Here is a 17,054-nt window from a genome sequence, read left to right as displayed (position 1 = left end):
TCATTCCAAATATGTCCAATAACACTGCGGAACTAAAAGTTGATGGGAAATCATATGAATTTCCAATTGTCGAAGGATCTGAACAAGAAAAAGGTATAGATATCAGTAAGCTAAGAGCACAGAGTGGTTATATCACACTGGACCCTGGCTTTAAAAACACTGGCTCTACCACCAGTTCCATTACCTACTTAGATGGAGAAAATGGTGTGCTTCGTTACCGTGGATACTCTATTGAAGACCTGACAGCAAAGTCGAGTTTTCTGGAAGTAGCCTACCTTCTTATCTACGGTGAATTGCCCAATGAGAGTGAGTTTCAAGCGTTCAAAGAAGAAATTACGCACCATACCCTGGTTCATGAAGACATCAAAAAAATTCTGGATGGTTTTCCTTCCAGTGCACATCCTATGGGCGTGTTGTCATCCCTGGTATGCTCACTTACCGCTTTTTATCCTGAATCACTAGACCCCAACCGCTCAAAAGAAGAAGTAAACCTGAGCATCATCCGCATCATCGCCAAAATGCCTACTTTTGCGGCCTGGGCTTTCAAACATAAAATTGGCCACCCTGTAAGTTATCCTGATAACTCGCTTGACTATTGCAGTAATTTTCTGAAAATGATGTTCGCCCTGCCTGCCGAAGGCTATGAGGTAGATGCTGCACGTGCCGACGCTTTGGATAAACTACTTATCCTCCATGCTGAACACGAACAAAACTGTTCTACTTCCACAGTAAGAATAGTAGGATCGTCTCAGGCCAGCCTGTATGCTTCAATCTCTGCCGGAATCAATGCGCTATGGGGACCACTTCATGGTGGTGCCAACCAGGCAGTAATTGAAATGCTGGAGAAAATCAAAGAAGATGGCGGAGATGTGAAGAAGTTTATTGACAAAGCCAAAGATAAAAATGATCCTTTCCGCTTAATGGGCTTTGGTCACCGCGTGTACAAAAATTTTGACCCAAGGGCCAAGATCATCAAAAAGAATGCTGACGAAGTACTGAGCGGCTTAGGAATCACTGATCCGGTATTGGACATTGCCAAAGAACTGGAAGAGACTGCGCTAAACGATGATTACTTCAAAGAAAGAAAACTGTACCCTAACGTGGACTTCTATTCAGGTATATTGTATCGTGCCATGGGTATCCCTACTGATATGTTTACAGTGATGTTTGCGCTTGGTCGTCTGCCCGGATGGATTGCTCAGTGGAAAGAAATGCGCGAAAACAAAGAGCCTATCGGTCGCCCTCGTCAGATTTATACCGGACATAACCTTCGTAAGCTTGACCGCTAAACGCATTTGTTAACGGACTTATATAATTAAGGCTTCATCATGATTTGATGAAGCTTTTTTATTCTTATTTTTTTATGCAACTTAGTTGCAAATAACTTCGTTAACAGACTATCTTTGTCCCAAAATCAAGATTGAATGTTTTTAGCAGACACAAAAGCAGATACCATAGGTATTCTCGGTTCTATTTTTTGCCTGATTCATTGCTTAATATTTCCGGTTCTCGTGATGGGGGGAATGTTGAATGAAGAATGGAGTTCGCATGCGGAATGGGTTGATTTTATTTTTATTATACTGGCCATCAGTGCCGTATTTTTTGCTGCTCGTCAGTCTAAAAATAACACGCTCAAAGGATTGATGTGGTTTTCAGTAGCTTGGTTCTCAGCATCTATACTACTTCACGAAACTTTTAACCTGGCATTATACTCTTCCATGGCAGCTTCTGTGGTGCTCGTGGTACTTCATAGTATCAACTTCAAGAATCATCAGCAAAGGTTTCATACCAAGAACGCTACTGCCTGACTTCGCTGATTCAGAAGTTTATGATGCCACCAATCAATGCATAATGTATTAACGTAAAATTGTATACCTCATCACTGTCAGCCCCGCCTTCAAGCACACGATAACCGGCTTTTAGTGTCACATTGCGGCTTGGATAAAACAAAGCTGCTAACAGTACATCTTCTGCCCTACCCTGTGTACTGACCAGTGCGTCTCCCTGTAACAGAAAACTTAGTTTTTCCTTAGCAAACCATTCCAGTTGAAAATTGATCAAAGGAACAAAACCGACATTGGTTTTGGCAGCACTTTTCTCATCATCTTCTATCCTGATTAGCGCATCTCTGATTTTGGCAGTGGCTCCCAAACCCAGTTGGAAATCACCTTTACGTGGAAAAAGATAGCGATAGGTAAGTCGGTAAGAATTAAACTCATAGCGGGTATTCAGGGCTTCACCTTCAGCAAAACTGGATCCGGCAAACGAAATTTGCTCATTTGTAACTCCTTGTGCCGTAATACTTAAGGGAGCATATAAGGCGGCAATGGTATGTTTGCCATTGATTGTATACAAGAGCTTGACCCGATAAAAGAAACGGTCGTCTACATCTAATTCTTCACTTAGATCAAAGCGGGTCCCGCTGGTTCCGGGTACCTGAATTTTGTTATATCCTGTAAACGCAGCACCACTTTCCACATCTATACGAAACTGAGCTTTACTTGAAAGAGGCAGGAACAGGGGGCATATACTCAAAAAAATAAGAGGTAATAGATATCTACGCATGTCAAAAATTAAATATTAAGCTTATAAAAAAATCTATACAATGATTTAAGTCATCTACATTAGTGAACTACATTTTATACCTTACCGTTTTAGGTTTGTCAGAATTTTGATACTTGATATTTATTTCATATTTCATAAATTAGCTTTACCTAAGAACTAATACCTAATTATGCGAAAGGGACAAACTTTTATTTCTTGCGAAGAATGCAGTTCAAGAAGCGCCTCACTCTTTAATGTAGTCTGCGGGAAACAGCTCTCCGAAATTTCGCAAAACAAGTCATGTACGATTTATAAAAAAGGACAAATACTTTTCCATGAAGGGACGAGACCCCTGGGTGTATTTTGTGTTAATAAAGGCAAGATCAAAGTATATAAGATCGGTTTTGATGGTAAAGAGCAGATTGTAAATATTATTGGAGCGGGAGGACTTTTGGGATATAAAGCGATGCTTGCCGAAGAACCCTACTCTGTATCTGCCGAAACACTGGAAGACTGCACTATCTGTTTCCTTTCCCGACCTAACTTTTTGCAGGCACTGAGTGATTCATCAGACCTTAACAGAAGAATTATGAAGCAAGTGTGCCATGAGTTCGGGATAATGACCGAAAGTCTGACCAATCAGGCACAACGTACGGTAAGAGAAAGACTAGCGATTACCCTGCTCAAACTGAAAGATACTTACGGTTTAGATTACCACGAAAATGGACCTGTTGAAATCAACCTGACACGCGAAGATCTAGCTAATATTGTGGGGACTGCTACTGAGACACTGATCAGACTCTTGCATGAGTTTAAGGATGATAAGTTAATTTCTACCAAAGGCAGGAAGATTAGCATTGATGATTTGGAAGGATTGGTCAAAACCGCTAACCTTTACTAGACGCCATTCAAAGGAATTAAGCCCATTACTGGGCTTTTTTTATGTTTAAACTGGCTTTTTATAGCATTCCCATATTTTCCTGTAGTTATTTTTACTGATAATTGTCATTTTTTTGGCTGACTGCTATCATTTTCTTGCCCTTCTCTTCATGTTACATTTGTGATATTGACATCCTACACCATCATCTAATTTAATTCATGAGGACCATGTACAGGAAGAAGATTTTGATATGCCTTAATGGGAAGGATGATGCGCAGCTTGAAATGGCTTTTATACATCTCCAACTTGCACATCCACAACACCAGATCATGAAATTTCACCTGGAAAGTATTGCTGTTGAAGATTTATCCGTAGCTTATATTGCTGGCTCCGTTGGAGGCACCCAGCAGACCGAAGCAGTTCTGGGTTCAGTTGTAAAGGCAAAAAGCCACTCTAAAGTTTTAGAGAGTCAGAACAAAAACAAAAGACAGTCAATTTTTTCCAGCAGTATCAAAGAGCTGATTACGGAGAGCCAGTACGCAGATATGCTGATCATACGAAACACCAATTTCTATGCAGACTGCTCCTATTACGGACAACAAAAGTCTATCTATGAGATTCTCAAAAAAGCAGGTTGCCCAGTGATGGTTATCCCTGACCAGCTGAGCAAAATTCAACAAATTGTATTGATTTATGATGGCAATACTACGTCACTTTCTGCCATAAAGCTTTTAAGAATGGTATTGATGCCCATATGCCATACTTTACCCATTACTGTACTCATGCCCTGCAGTAAAGAAAACACACTTCTTTCTTCTAATGAAGAAAAAATGCTCATTGAGTATCTACGACTTCACTTCAAAGATTTGGGGGTTCATAAAATTTGTGAGGAGTCTGCCCATACCCTTCATTTTGCTATTGACCCTCACAAAAAGGTATTGCTTGTATACAATAAGCCGGGACAATCTTTCCCACTATTTATGGAGAAAGAGATAGAAAAATTTAAACAGGCACAGGATAATATCTATTTTTTGTTTCAGGCCAACGTGAGCTAAAAACTGACAAAAGTCATAATTATGACTGATTGTGATCATACAGAAAACCTCCTGATCTTGAGACCTTAGCTGCCGTAAAATATTCTAAGGCAATTATGACTCAAATACTGGAGAAAGAGAAATGCTACCACTGCGGCGAAGATTGTGTAGATGAGAGCATAGCATTTGATGAGAAGACATTTTGCTGTCAGGGCTGCAAAACGGTATACGAAATATTAAACGCCAGCGATCTGTGTCAGTATTATGCACTGGAAAAGAATCCCGGACAACAGTTAAAAAGCCCAAATAGATTAGAAAAATTTGCTTTTCTGGATCATCAGGAGATCAGTGCCAAACTGTACGATTTCCAGGATGGTAATCTCAGGAAAGTTAGCTTTTATATTCCTGCCATTCACTGCAGCTCCTGTATCTGGTTGCTGGAGAACCTGTACAAGCTTAGGAGAGGTGTCTTACACGCCAGTGTACAGTTCCTGAAAAAGAGGGTAAGTATCACATTTGAAGAAGACAAAATCACGCTGCGGCAGTTGGTTGAGCTGTTAACTTCCGTAGGCTATGAGCCGGAAATCTCTCTAGCCGATGGAAAAAAAGAAGGCAAAAAGCATAAAGATCGTAGCCTGGCCATCAAAATCGGTATCGCAGGATTCTGTTTTGGCAATTCCATGTTACTGAGCTTACCCGAATATCTGGATACAGACTTTTCCCTAACCAAAGATTATCAGGTCTTCTTTGGCTACATCAATTTTCTGCTGGCTTTGCCGGTATTTTTTTACGCTGGCTCCGATTATCTGGTATCTGCCTGGAAAGCCATCCGGTATCGCTTCATCAACATAGATTTTCCCATTGCCCTGGGTATGCTGGCCTTTTTTCTTCGCAGTACTTACGAAATCATGATGCAGCAGGGCCCCGGCTATATGGATTCGCTCAACGGCCTGATTTTCTTTATGCTCATTGGCAAATGGTATCAGAGTAAGACCTATCAGGCACTTTCCTATGATCGCGATTATGCTTCATATTTTCCTATTGCTGTCACTAAGATGAACCGTGGCACGGAAGAAAGTGTGGCACTAAAAGATTTACAGATCGGTGACCAGATCATGATTCGTAACCAGGAATTAATTCCTGCCGACGCGGTTTTGCTGAAAGGAGACGCCAACATTGACTACAGCTTTGTCAGCGGTGAGTCTGTGCCTGTCTCTAAAAACAGCGGAGACCTGCTCTATGCCGGAGGACGGCAGGTAGGCAGTACCCTTACCATTGAGATACAAAAACCTGTAGCAAACAGCTATCTGACAGAACTATGGAATCAGGAAGTGTTTAGTAAGCAAAAGACTTCTCAACTCAACTCTTTGGTCAATACTGTAAGTAAATACTTCACTGCGGTCATACTCATCATCAGCGCTACAACTGCTATTTACTGGCATTTTGTGGATAGCAGCCAGATCCTTAATGCTGTCACTTCGGTTCTGATCATTGCTTGTCCCTGTGCCCTGGCACTTTCAGTACCTTTTACATTTGGGCACACCGTAAGACTGTTTGGTAAGCAAGGGCTTTATCTGAAAAACACAGAGGCGGTAGAGCAGATGGCCCGTACCAGCGATATAATATTTGACAAAACCGGCACCATCACCCAGTCCAAGCCTCAGCATCTAAAGCTGGAAGGAGACAGTTTAAACCCAATGGAAAACATGTGGCTGCGCTCTGTGGTAAGAAACTCTACCCATCCGCTTAGTAAAACTATTTATCAGTCGCTGGATGATGAAATACCTTTGATAAAGACAGATGCTTTTGAAGAGATCCCTGGTAAAGGAATCATTGCCTATGTGGATGGCAACAAACTTGTGATCGGAGCGGAAGCATTCGTAACTGCTAATTCATCCTCTAACAAGCGTACCACCAGGGTTTACATTAGTATAAATAATGAGGTGAAAGGATATTATGCATTTGAAAACCTTTATCGTGAAGGATTTGATGAACTCATGCTTTCGTTAAAGGATAAGTATAAACTTCATATGCTATCGGGTGATAATGAGCGGGAAAAAGTAACCTTACAACCTTACTTTGATCACTTACATTTTAATCAGTCGCCGCTTAACAAGCTGGAATATCTGAAGTCATTGGATGAAGCACAAAAGCAAACGATGATGATAGGCGATGGCCTCAACGATGCGGGAGCACTGAAGCAAAGTAAGCTTGGCATAGCAGTAGCGGACAACATTTACCACTTCTCTCCGGCCTGCGATGCTATTCTTGACGCCCGACAGTTTAAGAAACTGTATAGTTTTCTACGCTTTTCCAAGACAAGTATGCGCATTGTAAAAGCGGCATTTCTCTTTTCCTTTCTCTACAATATCATCGGTTTAAGCTTTGCGGTAAGTGGGATGCTTACCCCATTGATCGCTGCCATCTTAATGCCGATAAGTTCAGTCAGTGTGGTAAGCTTTATTACACTGGCAGTCAATTGGTCGGGTCATAATGCTTTCAGATGATTTATCATTGCCATAATTCACAGCCCGGAGGCCTGATCTGATAGGAGGAGTAGTACCAAATATCAGAAAACCTGACAAATATCAGTTTTTTCACTGACTCCTATCATTTCTACTCCCTGGCTCAGATAGTTTCTTTGTGTATTAATAATCAAATCATGAGTGCAATATTTCTTCTTATCGGTATTAGTCTTGTTGTAGCGATAGGCTTCTTGATAGCTTTTCTGTGGGCTACCAAGAGCGGTCAGTATGATGATGACTACACCCCTTCAGTACGAATTCTGTTTGACGAAGATCAGTCTAAAAATAATCAATCAAATACTAAGTAATCGGATATGTCAACTAGTGTAAAATCTTCGGAAGCTGATATAAAGCTTCAATCAGAACAGCTTGAAACATTCTATTACGACAATGCTATTGTCAGAATGTTTGCCATGGCTACAGTGATATGGGGCCTTATCGGGATGCTGGTAGGACTTTATGTAGCCCTTGAGCTGGTTTTCCCTCAGCTCAACCTGGGTTTGCAGTATGTTACTTTTGGGAGAATACGCCCTTTGCATACCAATGCTGTCATCTTTGCTTTTGTAGGTAATGGTACTTTTACCGGAGTATACTACTCTTTGCAAAGACTTTGTAAAACCCGCATGTATAGCGACCTCCTTAGCAGAATCAATTTCTGGGGCTGGCAGCTCATCATCCTTTCTGCCGTGCTGACACTACCTTTCGGATTTACCTCCAGCAAGGAGTACGCGGAACTTGAATGGCCGATTGACATCGCTATTACCGTCATCTGGGTAGTTTTCGGTTGGAATATGTTTGCCACCATCCTAAAGAGAAGAGAACGTCACTTGTATGTAGCTATCTGGTTTTACATCGCTACATTCGTTACCGTAGCGGTACTGCATCTGGTCAACAATTTTGAATTGCCCGTTTCCTTCATGAAAAGTTACTCCTGGTACGCCGGAGTACAGGATGCCCTGATTCAGTGGTGGTATGGACACAATGCGGTAGCTTTCTTTTTGACTACCCCCGTATTGGGTCTGATGTATTATTTTGTTCCCAAAGCTGCCAACCGTCCTATCTATTCTTACAGGCTGTCCATCATCCACTTCTGGGCACTTATTTTCATCTATATCTGGGCAGGGCCACACCACTTGCTGTACAATGCCTTGCCTGACTGGGCACAGTCTCTCGGTGTAGTGTTCTCCGTGATGCTGATAGCGCCTTCCTGGGGTGGTATGCTAAACGGTCTGTTGACACTGAGAGGGGCCTGGGATAAAGTGAGAGAAGAGCCTATCCTAAAATTTTTCGTGGTAGCCATCACTTGTTATGGTATGGCGACATTTGAAGGGCCTATGCTTTCACTGAAAAACGTGAACGCCATCGCTCACTTTACCGACTGGATTATCGCTCACGTACACATCGGTGGTCTGGGATGGAATGGTTTTATGATCTTCGGAATGATGTACTACCTTATTCCTCGCCTGTACAGAACGCAACTCTATTCTAAAAAACTGGCAAATGCCCATTTCTGGATAGGTACTTTAGGAATCATCTTCTATGCGCTCCCTCTTTACTGGGCAGGATTTACCCAAAGTTTGATGTGGAAAGAGTTTACTCAGGAAGGTCTCTTAGCGTATCCCAATTTCCTGGAAACTGTCACCCAGATCAAACCTATGTATATGCTCCGCGCTGGTGGCGGCACCCTGTATATCACAGGTGTAATCATCATGGTCTATAATATGGTCAAAACCATATCCAGCGGCTCATTGCTCAAAGATGAAGAAGCCCATGCAGCACCTCTTTCAAAAAATTATCAGGGGCATAAAGGGGAACACTGGCATAGAAGATTATTTGAACGCCGTCCGGTAGCACTACTATTCTGGAGTTTGATCGCTATCCTGATCGGTGGATTGGTGGAAATGATACCTACTTTCCTGATAAAATCCAATGTCCCTACGATCGCCAGCGTGCAGCCATACACACCACTGGAACTGGAAGGGCGCGACCTGTACATCAAAGAAGGCTGTAATAATTGCCACTCTCAGATGGTTCGTCCGTTCCGCTCCGAAACTGAAAGATATGGCGAATATGCCAAAGCCGGTGAGTTTGTGTATGATCACCCTTTCTTATGGGGTTCCAAACGTACCGGTCCTGATTTGCTCAGGTTAGGTGGGAAATATCCAGACTCCTGGCATTACCACCACATGCTGGACCCTGAGTCTATGTCGCCCGGCTCTATCATGCCCCCTTATCCCTGGATGTTTGAGCAGGATCTGGACGTAAGCCACCTGGCTGGTAAAATTGAAGCGATGCAGACCCTGGGAGTACCTTATCCTGAAGGCTATGCCGAAGGACAGGCACTGGAAGATCTTAATAAGCAGGCTGTCGCCATTGCCGCAAATCTGAAAGAAAGTGGCATAGAGGTAAAAGCAGAGAAAGAGATCATCGCACTGATCGCATATCTGCAAAGGTTGGGAACAGATATTAATGCTGAGGAAAAATAAAATTAGTTGAAGGTTTTAGGTTGAAAGTTAAAGGACAGCTCCTCATGCCTTCAACCTGAAACTTGCAACATTAAACTAATAGACATGCTAAAATTCATCAAATACCATATGGAGACCATCGCAGGGATTGAGATATATCCCCTGATCTCCTTCATCATTTTCTTCACTTTCTTTCTGCTGTTGCTGATTTGGGTAATCAAAGCAGATAAGCGGGAAATAGCAGAAATCGCAAGTCTCCCCCTGGATAATGAATCAGAGAGAAATCAACAGAACGATCTAAAATAAATGTCATGAAACCGAGCATGAGCAAAAAAATTCTCGCCCAAAAGAATAATTTTCACGCCAGGTTCCATCCCAGTGGGGCACCACTGACCAATGAAATCAAAATTATAAACAGATGAAAAGACTGCTTCAATCTATAAAACCAGCATTCAGGATCTGGCTCGCAATCAGCCTCTTACCAATAACTGCATTTGCTCAGGACAGCTCTTCCCAGAGCAGCTTCTGGGAAATCAATGCTCAGGAAGTACTGGTGTGGAGTGTACTGGCACTTGAAGTGATCATGCTACTGGTAGTTATCACCATGTATGTCGTAGTGAAAGTGATTTCCAACAGAGTGCTCAATCCTGAAACTGCTGTGGATAACGAAGTAGCTTCCGAGCAGGAAGTTGACAAAACCCTCTGGGAACGTATTCTTACCAGGTGGAATGATGCCGTTCCGGTAGAGCGCGAAGAAGAAATCATGACTGATCATGAATATGATGGTATTGTAGAACTGGATAACAATCTTCCTCCCTGGTGGAAAGCCATGTTTTACATCACCATTATTTTTGGTGTTGCCTACCTGCTTCACTACCATGTGTTTGATACCGGAGACCTCCAGGGTGCGGAATATGAAAAAGAAATGGTTGAGGCCAAAGCTCAAGTGGAAGCCTACATTGCTACTGCTGGCGCTAATGTTGACGAATCAAATGTAACCTTTGTTGAGGCGGAAGAACGTCTGGCCAATGGTCAGACGCTTTTTATACAAATGTGCGCTCCCTGTCACGGTCAGGCGGGTGAAGGCGGCGTTGGCCCGAATCTTACTGATAAGTACTGGATACATGGTGGCAGCATCAGTGATATTTTCAGAACCATCAAATATGGTGTGCCTGCTAAGGGTATGATCCCCTGGGAAAGTCAATTATCACCTACACAGATGCAGGACATTTCCAGCTTTATCATCACCTTGGAAGGTAGTAATCCACCCAATCCTAAAGAACCCCAGGGAGAGCTGTACGAGCGTGATGAAATGGCCATGAACTAACAGTTAATAAGAGCCTTGCGTGTAGCGAGCTCTTTAGCTGCTTCAACAGTAAAGTAAAGAGTAAATAAATGGCAGCAATTGATAAACAAAGTGATGAAGAAGTTTCCTTCCGTGACCGGATATCCACAGTGGATGCTTCCGGTAAGCGTGTATGGATTTACCCTAAAAAGCCCAGGGGAAAATTTTACAATGCCAGAACCTTAGTCAGCGTCGTATTGCTGGCAATTCTGTTTGCCGGACCTTTTATCAAGATTGATGGAGAGCCACTGCTCCTGCTCAACATTCTCGAAAGAAAGTTTGTCATCTTTGGTCAAATTTTCTGGCCTCAGGACTTTTATCTTTTTGTATTTGCCACCTTGGTACTGGTCGTATTTATCATACTGTTCACCGTTGTATATGGGCGTATATTTTGCGGATGGGTATGTCCTCAAACCATTTTTATGGAAATGGTATTCAGGCGTATTGAGTACTGGATTGAAGGCGACTATACCGCTCAGCGAAAGCTGGACAGACAAGCCTGGAACCAGGAAAAAATAATCAAGAAAACTTCCAAGCACATTATCTTTTTTGCAATTGCCTTTCTGATCGGCAACACTTTTCTGGCTTATATCATTGGAATAGAGGAATTGGAAAATATTGTTACTGATTCGCCCGCTGAGCATATTGGAGGACTCAGCGCCATGTTGTTATTCTCCTTCGTCTTTTATTTCGTATTTGCCAAATTCAGAGAACAGGTGTGTACCAATGTATGCCCCTACGGACGCTTACAAGGGGTATTGCTGGACCGCAAATCCGTAGTAGTTGCTTATGATTATAAAAGAGGCGAGCCCCGGGCTAAGTTCAGAAAAGGAGAAAATCGTGATGAAGCAGGTAAAGGAGACTGTATTGACTGCCATCAGTGTGTACAGGTCTGTCCTACCGGAATTGACATCCGCAACGGTACACAACTGGAATGTGTCAATTGTACTGCCTGCATTGATGCCTGCGATAACATTATGGAAAAGGTGGGATTGCCTAAGAAACTCATTCGCTACGCTTCAGAAGAAAATATCGCGGAAGGCAAAAAGTTTCACTTCACCGCCCGCAGCATTGCTTATTCTGTGGTACTGGTATTCTTAGCGGGAGTATTAGGAGGCTTGCTGGTGCTGCGAACCGACGTAGAAACCAGCATCTTGAGAACACCTGGTATGCTTTACCAGGATCAGGGAGATAACAAAATCAGCAATCTGTATAACATCAAGATCATCAATAAGACCAATGATGATATGCCCATTCACCTTGAACTGCTTGATGAGCAGGGAAGTATTCAGATGGTAGGTAATAAAAATTTATTTCTGGAAAAGCAGGGTGTAGCCGAAAGTGCACTCTTTGTAATCTTTGACAGAAAGGAAATTGAAAAGATGAAAACTGAGATCGTAATCGGCGTGTATTCCGGAGAAGAGTTAATTGAAAAAGTAAACACAAATTTTCTTGGACCAGCGAATTAGAAGCGTTCATGGTTCTAAGGGTTATAGTTAAAATTTCCCGAGTACATCACCACTCCGTGGCGGTCAATAACCATAACACCAAGAACCATTACACTTTAGCACAAACGCACTATAACACAAATAAAAAATGAACTGGGGATATAAAATAGTTTTCGCGTTTTCTGTATTTGTTGTTTTCATTGTCTTCCTGGTAGTCAAAAGCTTTCAGCAAAATATAGATCTGGTGGCTGAAGACTACTACAAGCAGGAGATTCAATACCAGCAGCAGATTGACAAGATCAACAATAGCCATGCGCTTAATGAGCGAATAACATTCATTCAGGAAAATCAGCAGCTCATGGTACAGTTTCCTGAAGAGTTGAATCATCAACTAGAGGGAGAAATCAATCTTTTTCGCCCTTCAGATGCACGATTTGATGTAAACACAAAGATAGCTGTAGATTCCAAACTTCGTCAATGGATACCTACCAGTGATCTGCTTAAAGGTTACTATAAAGTGAAAGTAGACTGGACAGATGGAGTTAAAGACTATTACGTAGAAGAATCCCTTTATATCAAATAGCCATGGATTTTCTATTCACAGCTTTTGCGATTGGAGCTTTGGGCAGTTTTCACTGTATCGGCATGTGTGGTCCTATTGCACTTGCACTACCGATACACAAAAATACCAATAGCCGCCGCTTGATTGGCAGCCTACTGTATAATACCGGTCGCATCAGCACTTATGCTTTGATAGGCGCTCTCTTTGGCCTGCTGGGGCAAAGCTTTGTAATGGCTGGATTTCAACAATCTGTATCAGTAGGATTAGGTATCCTGGTAATTTTAAGTGTGGCGCTTCCGGCTGCTTTTATCCACAAGCTAAGTCCTAACCATCTGATTTCTAAAGGAATTTCACAGGTGAAGATGCGTATGCAAAAGCTCTTTGCTAAACGTTCCTACTCTTCCACGTTTTTGATTGGCAGCCTCAACGGACTCCTCCCCTGTGGCCTGGTTTACCTGGGCATTGCTGGAGCCACTGCTATGGGAAACCCTGCTGAGGGTGCTGCCTACATGCTACTCTTTGGGTTGGGCACCTGGCCAGTGATGCTGCTGATCGGCTTCTTTGGTCAATGGATCAGTTTGGGCATCCGTAACAAAATCAGGGCTGCCATGCCAATCATGATAGTGGCCATGGGAGTAATCTTTATCCTTCGTGGACTCTCCTTGGACATTCCATTTGCCAGCCCTAATATTTCTGCCGAGCAACATGCCGGTATTGAAATGTGTCACTAATAGACATTGTTCTGATTCTTTACAGTTTGGATGATCAAAATAAATTGAATTGGTCATCCCGACGCAAGGAGGAATCTTAGCCTCTATGAAAGTCATAGGATAGGATGGGTGGTAAAGATTTCTCCGTCGCTCCACGATGGATGCACTCCGAAATGACAATAATAATGTGCTATATGTTCTTTTTGTTTCTATAAAAGAAAAACAGAATAAACTCTAATGCTATCAAAATTATATAATTCCTTGCAATAGGACTGATCGCCAAGGCGAACCGTCCCATCGCTTGTCAAAATTCTTACAATCATGAACACTTCATTCATCCGAAAATATAACGTTCCCGGGCCTCGTTACACCAGCTATCCTACAGTACCCTACTGGGATAAAACACCTCCTAGCGAAGAGCAGTGGAAAGCGAAAGTCAAAGCGACTTATGAGGGAAGCAAAAAAGATGGACTGAGCATTTACGTTCATCTGCCTTATTGCGAAAGCCTTTGTACCTACTGCGGTTGCAATACCCGCATCACAGTCAATCATGCCGTTGAAATGCCATACATAGATACTTTGCTCAAAGAGTGGCAGATGTATACAGACTTGTTGGGTGAAAAACCCCTCATCAAAGAAATACATTTGGGCGGTGGCACTCCTACCTTCTTCAGCCCTCAAAACCTGCAAATACTTATTCAGACCCTACTGGCGCAGGGAAAATTAAGTACCGAAGCGGAAATGGGTTTTGAGGCACATCCCAACAATACTACTGCTGAGCATATGCAAGTGCTGTACAACTTAGGATTTCGCCGCCTGAGTCTGGGCATACAGGATTTTGATCCGGAAGTACAAAAAATAGTGCATCGTATTCAGCCATTTGAAAAGGTAAAGGAAGTCACCGAACTGGCCAGAAAAATTGGCTATACTTCTATCAATTTTGACCTGATCTACGGTTTACCTCTCCAAACCATAGCTACTGTAAAAGATACCATTGAAAAAACACTGCGGCTTCAACCTGACCGCATCGCCTTTTACAGTTATGCGCATGTACCCTGGCTAAAGCCTGCTCAGAAGAAGTATGAACAACATCTGCCAACAAATGAAGTAAAGAGAAACCTTTATGAGATGGGCAAAGGGATGTTAGAAGAAAACGGGTACCATGAAATCGGGATGGACCACTTTGCCAGAAAAAGTGACTCGCTCTACATCGCCAGCCAGCAGGGCAAACTGCACCGCAACTTTATGGGCTACAGCACTACTTCTACCAAACTCCTGATAGGCTTGGGAGCTTCATCCATCAGCGATACCTGGACAGCTTTCGGACAGAACATCAAACCGGTAGAGGCCTATATGAAAAGCGTAAATGAGGGGCATTTGCCTGTTTACCGGGGACATCTGTTAACCGAAGAAGACCTTGTAGTCCGTCAGCATATTCTCAACCTGATGTGTCATTTCCGCACCAGTTGGGATAAAAAAGAGGGTAAGCATGAGATATTGGACCTCGCGCTGAATAGACTAACAGAAATGACCAAAGACAGAATTATACATGTAGAAGATCATTTCATAGAAGTTTCTGAGAAAGGTAAACCTTTTCTCCGCAATGTTTGTATGGCATTAGACGCCCGCATGTGGAAAAATAAACCTGAGTCTGCGCTCTTCAGTAATACAATTTAATGACCGGTATTGAATAATGGTTAATTAACCATCAACCATTCATCATTATTCAATAAAATGAAAAACTGACGATAATCATTTTTTGTCCGGCATGTTGTGCTTAGCTTTGGTGGTTAAATTGGAGAAAAATCAAGATATGAAAGAAGAAGTAATTGAAACAAAGACAGGTTTTTTATCAAAACTGCAAGACAAATGGGCGCTGAACAGTATTTATCAGGTCTTGATCGTATTGCTCGTCTTTTCTCTCACCGGAAGCACAGTGGTATTTGTCCGAAAAGCTTTCTTCGGATGGATTGGTTTCGATGAAACCACCAGTATGTGGCTGAAAACTGTGACTTACATCGCCTTTGTGATGCCTGCCTATCAGTTTTTGCTCTTATTTTATGGGGCTATCTTCGGGCAGTTTACTTTCTTCTGGAACAAAGAGAAGAAAATGCTTAAAAGAATTCAAAAGGTATTCGTAAGAAAATAAGCGTCTCTAAATAGTGATATAAACTCTCCCTGGCTTTATATCCCTCTTTTTCCCTGAAATTGTTCATAATTATTGCTCAATTCAAGCCCTGAGTAATTTCGTGCTTAGCATGAAAATATTAAATTTGTACAAAAAGCAAGTGACTGAATGGGAGACAGCATCACAAGTAACATTTCACAGCGTCAACTTTTCTTGGATCATGTAGCGCAGACTACTCATTTTCCGCTAATGCTTGAAATTGAGCGGGCAGAAGGTGTCTATATGTTCGATAAAGAAGGGAAAAAATATATCGACCTGATCTCCGGAATAGGCGTAAGTAATCTTGGTCACCGCCATCCTGATGTAGTGAAAGCTGTAAAAGATCAGCTTGATAAGTATATGCATCTCATGGTATACGGTGAGTTCGTACAATCTCCTCAGGTAAAGCTTGCCAAAGCTCTCTCCAATACCCTTCCTGACCCCCTCAATATTTGTTATTTTGTTAACTCAGGAAGTGAGGCGGTTGAGGGAGCCCTTAAACTGGCCAAAAGATACACCGGGCGCCACGAACTAATATCCTGCGTAAACGCTTACCATGGGTCCACCCAGGGCTCATTATCCGTCTGCGGTAATGAAGGCTTTAAACAAGCTTACCGTCCCCTCCTGCCGGGAGTAAAACATATTCGCTTTGGTAATTATGATGATCTCAATCAAATCAATGAACATACCGCTGCTATCATTATAGAAACTGTACAAGGTGAAGCTGGGGTCCGGGTGGCAAAAAAGGATTATTTTCAAATACTCAGAGAGCAATGCTACCAAACGGGGACGCTGCTAATTCTGGATGAGATACAGGCAGGATTTGGAAGAACAGGTAAATTCTGGGCGTTTGAGCATTATGGAATCGTACCTGATATTTTAGTTTCTGCCAAAGGGATGGGAGGCGGCATGCCCCTGGGAGCCTTCATTTCTTCAAACGAAATTATGGGAAGCCTGCGTGAGAACCCCATACTTGGCCATATTTCTACTTTCGGCGGGCACCCTGTAAGTGCGGCGGCCTCTCTGGCTACCCTGAAAACTATACAGCGTGAGAAACTCCACAAAGAGGTAGAACACAAGGCTCACCTCTTTAAAAAACAACTGAAGCACCCAAAAATTAAGGAGTTTCGTAACAAAGGACTGATGATGGCACTGGCATTTGATTCATTTGAAACCCTGAAGCCCATCATTGACAGGGCTATTGAATTAGGGGTCCTTACAGACTGGTTTCTTTATTGTGACAATGCCATGCGGATAGCTCCACCTCTGACAATTAGCGAAGAAGAAGTTAAAGAATCTTGCGATATTATTCTACAAGCCATTGATAAATCCGTTATATAACTGAATTATTGTTTAACAATTCGCTATTTTTAT

The 17,054-nt window shown here is 42.4% G+C and carries 16 protein-coding genes; 15 read left to right on the top strand and 1 reads right to left on the bottom strand.

Features of this window, described 5'->3' with window-relative positions:
- Positions 1-11: 11 nt before the first annotated feature.
- A complete protein-coding gene (locus OKW21_RS06155) occupies positions 12-1,289 on the top strand; it encodes a citrate synthase (protein ID WP_277478318.1) in 1,278 nt (425 codons plus the stop codon).
- A 135-nt stretch (positions 1,290-1,424) separates the two neighbouring features.
- Complete coding sequence (locus OKW21_RS06150) at positions 1,425-1,808, top strand: MerC domain-containing protein (RefSeq protein WP_277478316.1); 384 nt, start codon at positions 1,425-1,427, stop codon at positions 1,806-1,808.
- 10 nt (positions 1,809-1,818) lie between these two features.
- On the opposite strand, the gene OKW21_RS06145 is transcribed toward OKW21_RS06150, so the two are convergent.
- Positions 1,819-2,535, bottom strand: coding sequence for a hypothetical protein (locus tag OKW21_RS06145; protein ID WP_277478314.1), 717 nt, complete (start codon positions 2,533-2,535; stop codon positions 1,819-1,821).
- 199 nt (positions 2,536-2,734) lie between these two features.
- Between OKW21_RS06145 and OKW21_RS06140 the strand changes: the two genes are divergently transcribed.
- The 13 genes from OKW21_RS06140 (at position 2,735) to OKW21_RS06080 (ending at position 17,021) form a co-directional block, all read left to right on the top strand.
- Complete coding sequence (locus OKW21_RS06140) at positions 2,735-3,445, top strand: Crp/Fnr family transcriptional regulator (RefSeq protein ID WP_277478312.1); 711 nt, start codon at positions 2,735-2,737, stop codon at positions 3,443-3,445.
- A 206-nt stretch (positions 3,446-3,651) separates the two neighbouring features.
- Positions 3,652-4,479 carry a hypothetical protein gene (locus OKW21_RS06135; RefSeq protein WP_277478310.1) on the top strand — a complete coding sequence of 276 codons (828 nt, stop codon included), beginning with the start codon at positions 3,652-3,654 and terminating at the stop codon, positions 4,477-4,479.
- 95 nt (positions 4,480-4,574) lie between these two features.
- Positions 4,575-6,965, top strand: a complete 2,391-nt coding sequence (locus tag OKW21_RS06130; protein ID WP_277478308.1) for a heavy metal translocating P-type ATPase — start codon at positions 4,575-4,577, stop codon at positions 6,963-6,965.
- 155 nt (positions 6,966-7,120) lie between these two features.
- The gene (gene ccoS, locus OKW21_RS06125) at positions 7,121-7,291 is read left to right on the top strand and encodes a cbb3-type cytochrome oxidase assembly protein CcoS (protein ID WP_277478306.1); all 171 of its coding nucleotides are present in this window, start codon (positions 7,121-7,123) and stop codon (positions 7,289-7,291) included.
- 6 nt (positions 7,292-7,297) lie between these two features.
- Complete coding sequence (gene ccoN / locus OKW21_RS06120; protein WP_277478304.1) at positions 7,298-9,469, top strand: cytochrome-c oxidase, cbb3-type subunit I; 2,172 nt, start codon at positions 7,298-7,300, stop codon at positions 9,467-9,469.
- A gap of 84 nt (positions 9,470-9,553) precedes the next feature.
- Positions 9,554-9,754: a CcoQ/FixQ family Cbb3-type cytochrome c oxidase assembly chaperone gene (locus OKW21_RS06115; protein ID WP_277478302.1), complete on the top strand. Its 201-nt coding sequence runs from the start codon at positions 9,554-9,556 to the stop codon at positions 9,752-9,754.
- A 112-nt stretch (positions 9,755-9,866) separates the two neighbouring features.
- Positions 9,867-10,775, top strand: coding sequence for a cbb3-type cytochrome c oxidase N-terminal domain-containing protein (locus OKW21_RS06110; RefSeq protein WP_277478300.1), 909 nt, complete (start codon positions 9,867-9,869; stop codon positions 10,773-10,775).
- Positions 10,776-10,843: 68 nt separating this feature from the next.
- Positions 10,844-12,262 (top strand): cytochrome c oxidase accessory protein CcoG, encoded by a 1,419-nt coding sequence (ccoG, locus tag OKW21_RS06105; RefSeq protein WP_277478298.1) that lies wholly within the window; start codon positions 10,844-10,846, stop codon positions 12,260-12,262.
- Positions 12,263-12,389: 127 nt separating this feature from the next.
- The gene (locus tag OKW21_RS06100) at positions 12,390-12,824 is read left to right on the top strand and encodes a FixH family protein (protein ID WP_277478293.1); all 435 of its coding nucleotides are present in this window, start codon (positions 12,390-12,392) and stop codon (positions 12,822-12,824) included.
- 2 nt (positions 12,825-12,826) lie between these two features.
- Positions 12,827-13,534 carry a sulfite exporter TauE/SafE family protein gene (locus tag OKW21_RS06095; protein WP_277478291.1) on the top strand — a complete coding sequence of 236 codons (708 nt, stop codon included), beginning with the start codon at positions 12,827-12,829 and terminating at the stop codon, positions 13,532-13,534.
- A 300-nt stretch (positions 13,535-13,834) separates the two neighbouring features.
- A complete protein-coding gene (gene hemN / locus OKW21_RS06090) occupies positions 13,835-15,190 on the top strand; it encodes an oxygen-independent coproporphyrinogen III oxidase (protein ID WP_277478289.1) in 1,356 nt (451 codons plus the stop codon).
- Positions 15,191-15,326: 136 nt separating this feature from the next.
- Positions 15,327-15,662, top strand: a complete 336-nt coding sequence (locus OKW21_RS06085; RefSeq protein ID WP_277478288.1) for a DUF6787 family protein — start codon at positions 15,327-15,329, stop codon at positions 15,660-15,662.
- Positions 15,663-15,833: 171 nt separating this feature from the next.
- Positions 15,834-17,021 carry an aspartate aminotransferase family protein gene (locus OKW21_RS06080; RefSeq protein WP_277487613.1) on the top strand — a complete coding sequence of 396 codons (1,188 nt, stop codon included), beginning with the start codon at positions 15,834-15,836 and terminating at the stop codon, positions 17,019-17,021.
- Positions 17,022-17,054: the final 33 nt, after the last annotated feature.

The organism is Catalinimonas alkaloidigena, from assembly GCF_029504655.1.
GTDB lineage: Bacteria > Bacteroidota > Bacteroidia > Cytophagales > Cyclobacteriaceae > Catalinimonas > Catalinimonas alkaloidigena.
Note: the sequence above shows the minus strand (reverse complement) of the source record. Positions and strands in the feature narration are given on the sequence as shown.

Coding starts and splice junctions, on each gene's coding strand:
- OKW21_RS06155 (WP_277478318.1), top strand. CDS start 12: ATGTCCAATAACACTGCGGAACTAAAAGTTGATGGGAAATCATATGAA.
- OKW21_RS06150 (WP_277478316.1), top strand. CDS start 1,425: ATGTTTTTAGCAGACACAAAAGCAGATACCATAGGTATTCTCGGTTCT.
- OKW21_RS06140 (WP_277478312.1), top strand. CDS start 2,735: ATGCGAAAGGGACAAACTTTTATTTCTTGCGAAGAATGCAGTTCAAGA.
- OKW21_RS06135 (WP_277478310.1), top strand. CDS start 3,652: ATGTACAGGAAGAAGATTTTGATATGCCTTAATGGGAAGGATGATGCG.
- OKW21_RS06130 (WP_277478308.1), top strand. CDS start 4,575: ATGACTCAAATACTGGAGAAAGAGAAATGCTACCACTGCGGCGAAGAT.
- ccoS (WP_277478306.1), top strand. CDS start 7,121: ATGAGTGCAATATTTCTTCTTATCGGTATTAGTCTTGTTGTAGCGATA.
- ccoN (WP_277478304.1), top strand. CDS start 7,298: ATGTCAACTAGTGTAAAATCTTCGGAAGCTGATATAAAGCTTCAATCA.
- OKW21_RS06115 (WP_277478302.1), top strand. CDS start 9,554: ATGCTAAAATTCATCAAATACCATATGGAGACCATCGCAGGGATTGAG.
- OKW21_RS06110 (WP_277478300.1), top strand. CDS start 9,867: ATGAAAAGACTGCTTCAATCTATAAAACCAGCATTCAGGATCTGGCTC.
- ccoG (WP_277478298.1), top strand. CDS start 10,844: ATGGCAGCAATTGATAAACAAAGTGATGAAGAAGTTTCCTTCCGTGAC.
- OKW21_RS06100 (WP_277478293.1), top strand. CDS start 12,390: ATGAACTGGGGATATAAAATAGTTTTCGCGTTTTCTGTATTTGTTGTT.
- OKW21_RS06095 (WP_277478291.1), top strand. CDS start 12,827: ATGGATTTTCTATTCACAGCTTTTGCGATTGGAGCTTTGGGCAGTTTT.
- hemN (WP_277478289.1), top strand. CDS start 13,835: ATGAACACTTCATTCATCCGAAAATATAACGTTCCCGGGCCTCGTTAC.
- OKW21_RS06085 (WP_277478288.1), top strand. CDS start 15,327: ATGAAAGAAGAAGTAATTGAAACAAAGACAGGTTTTTTATCAAAACTG.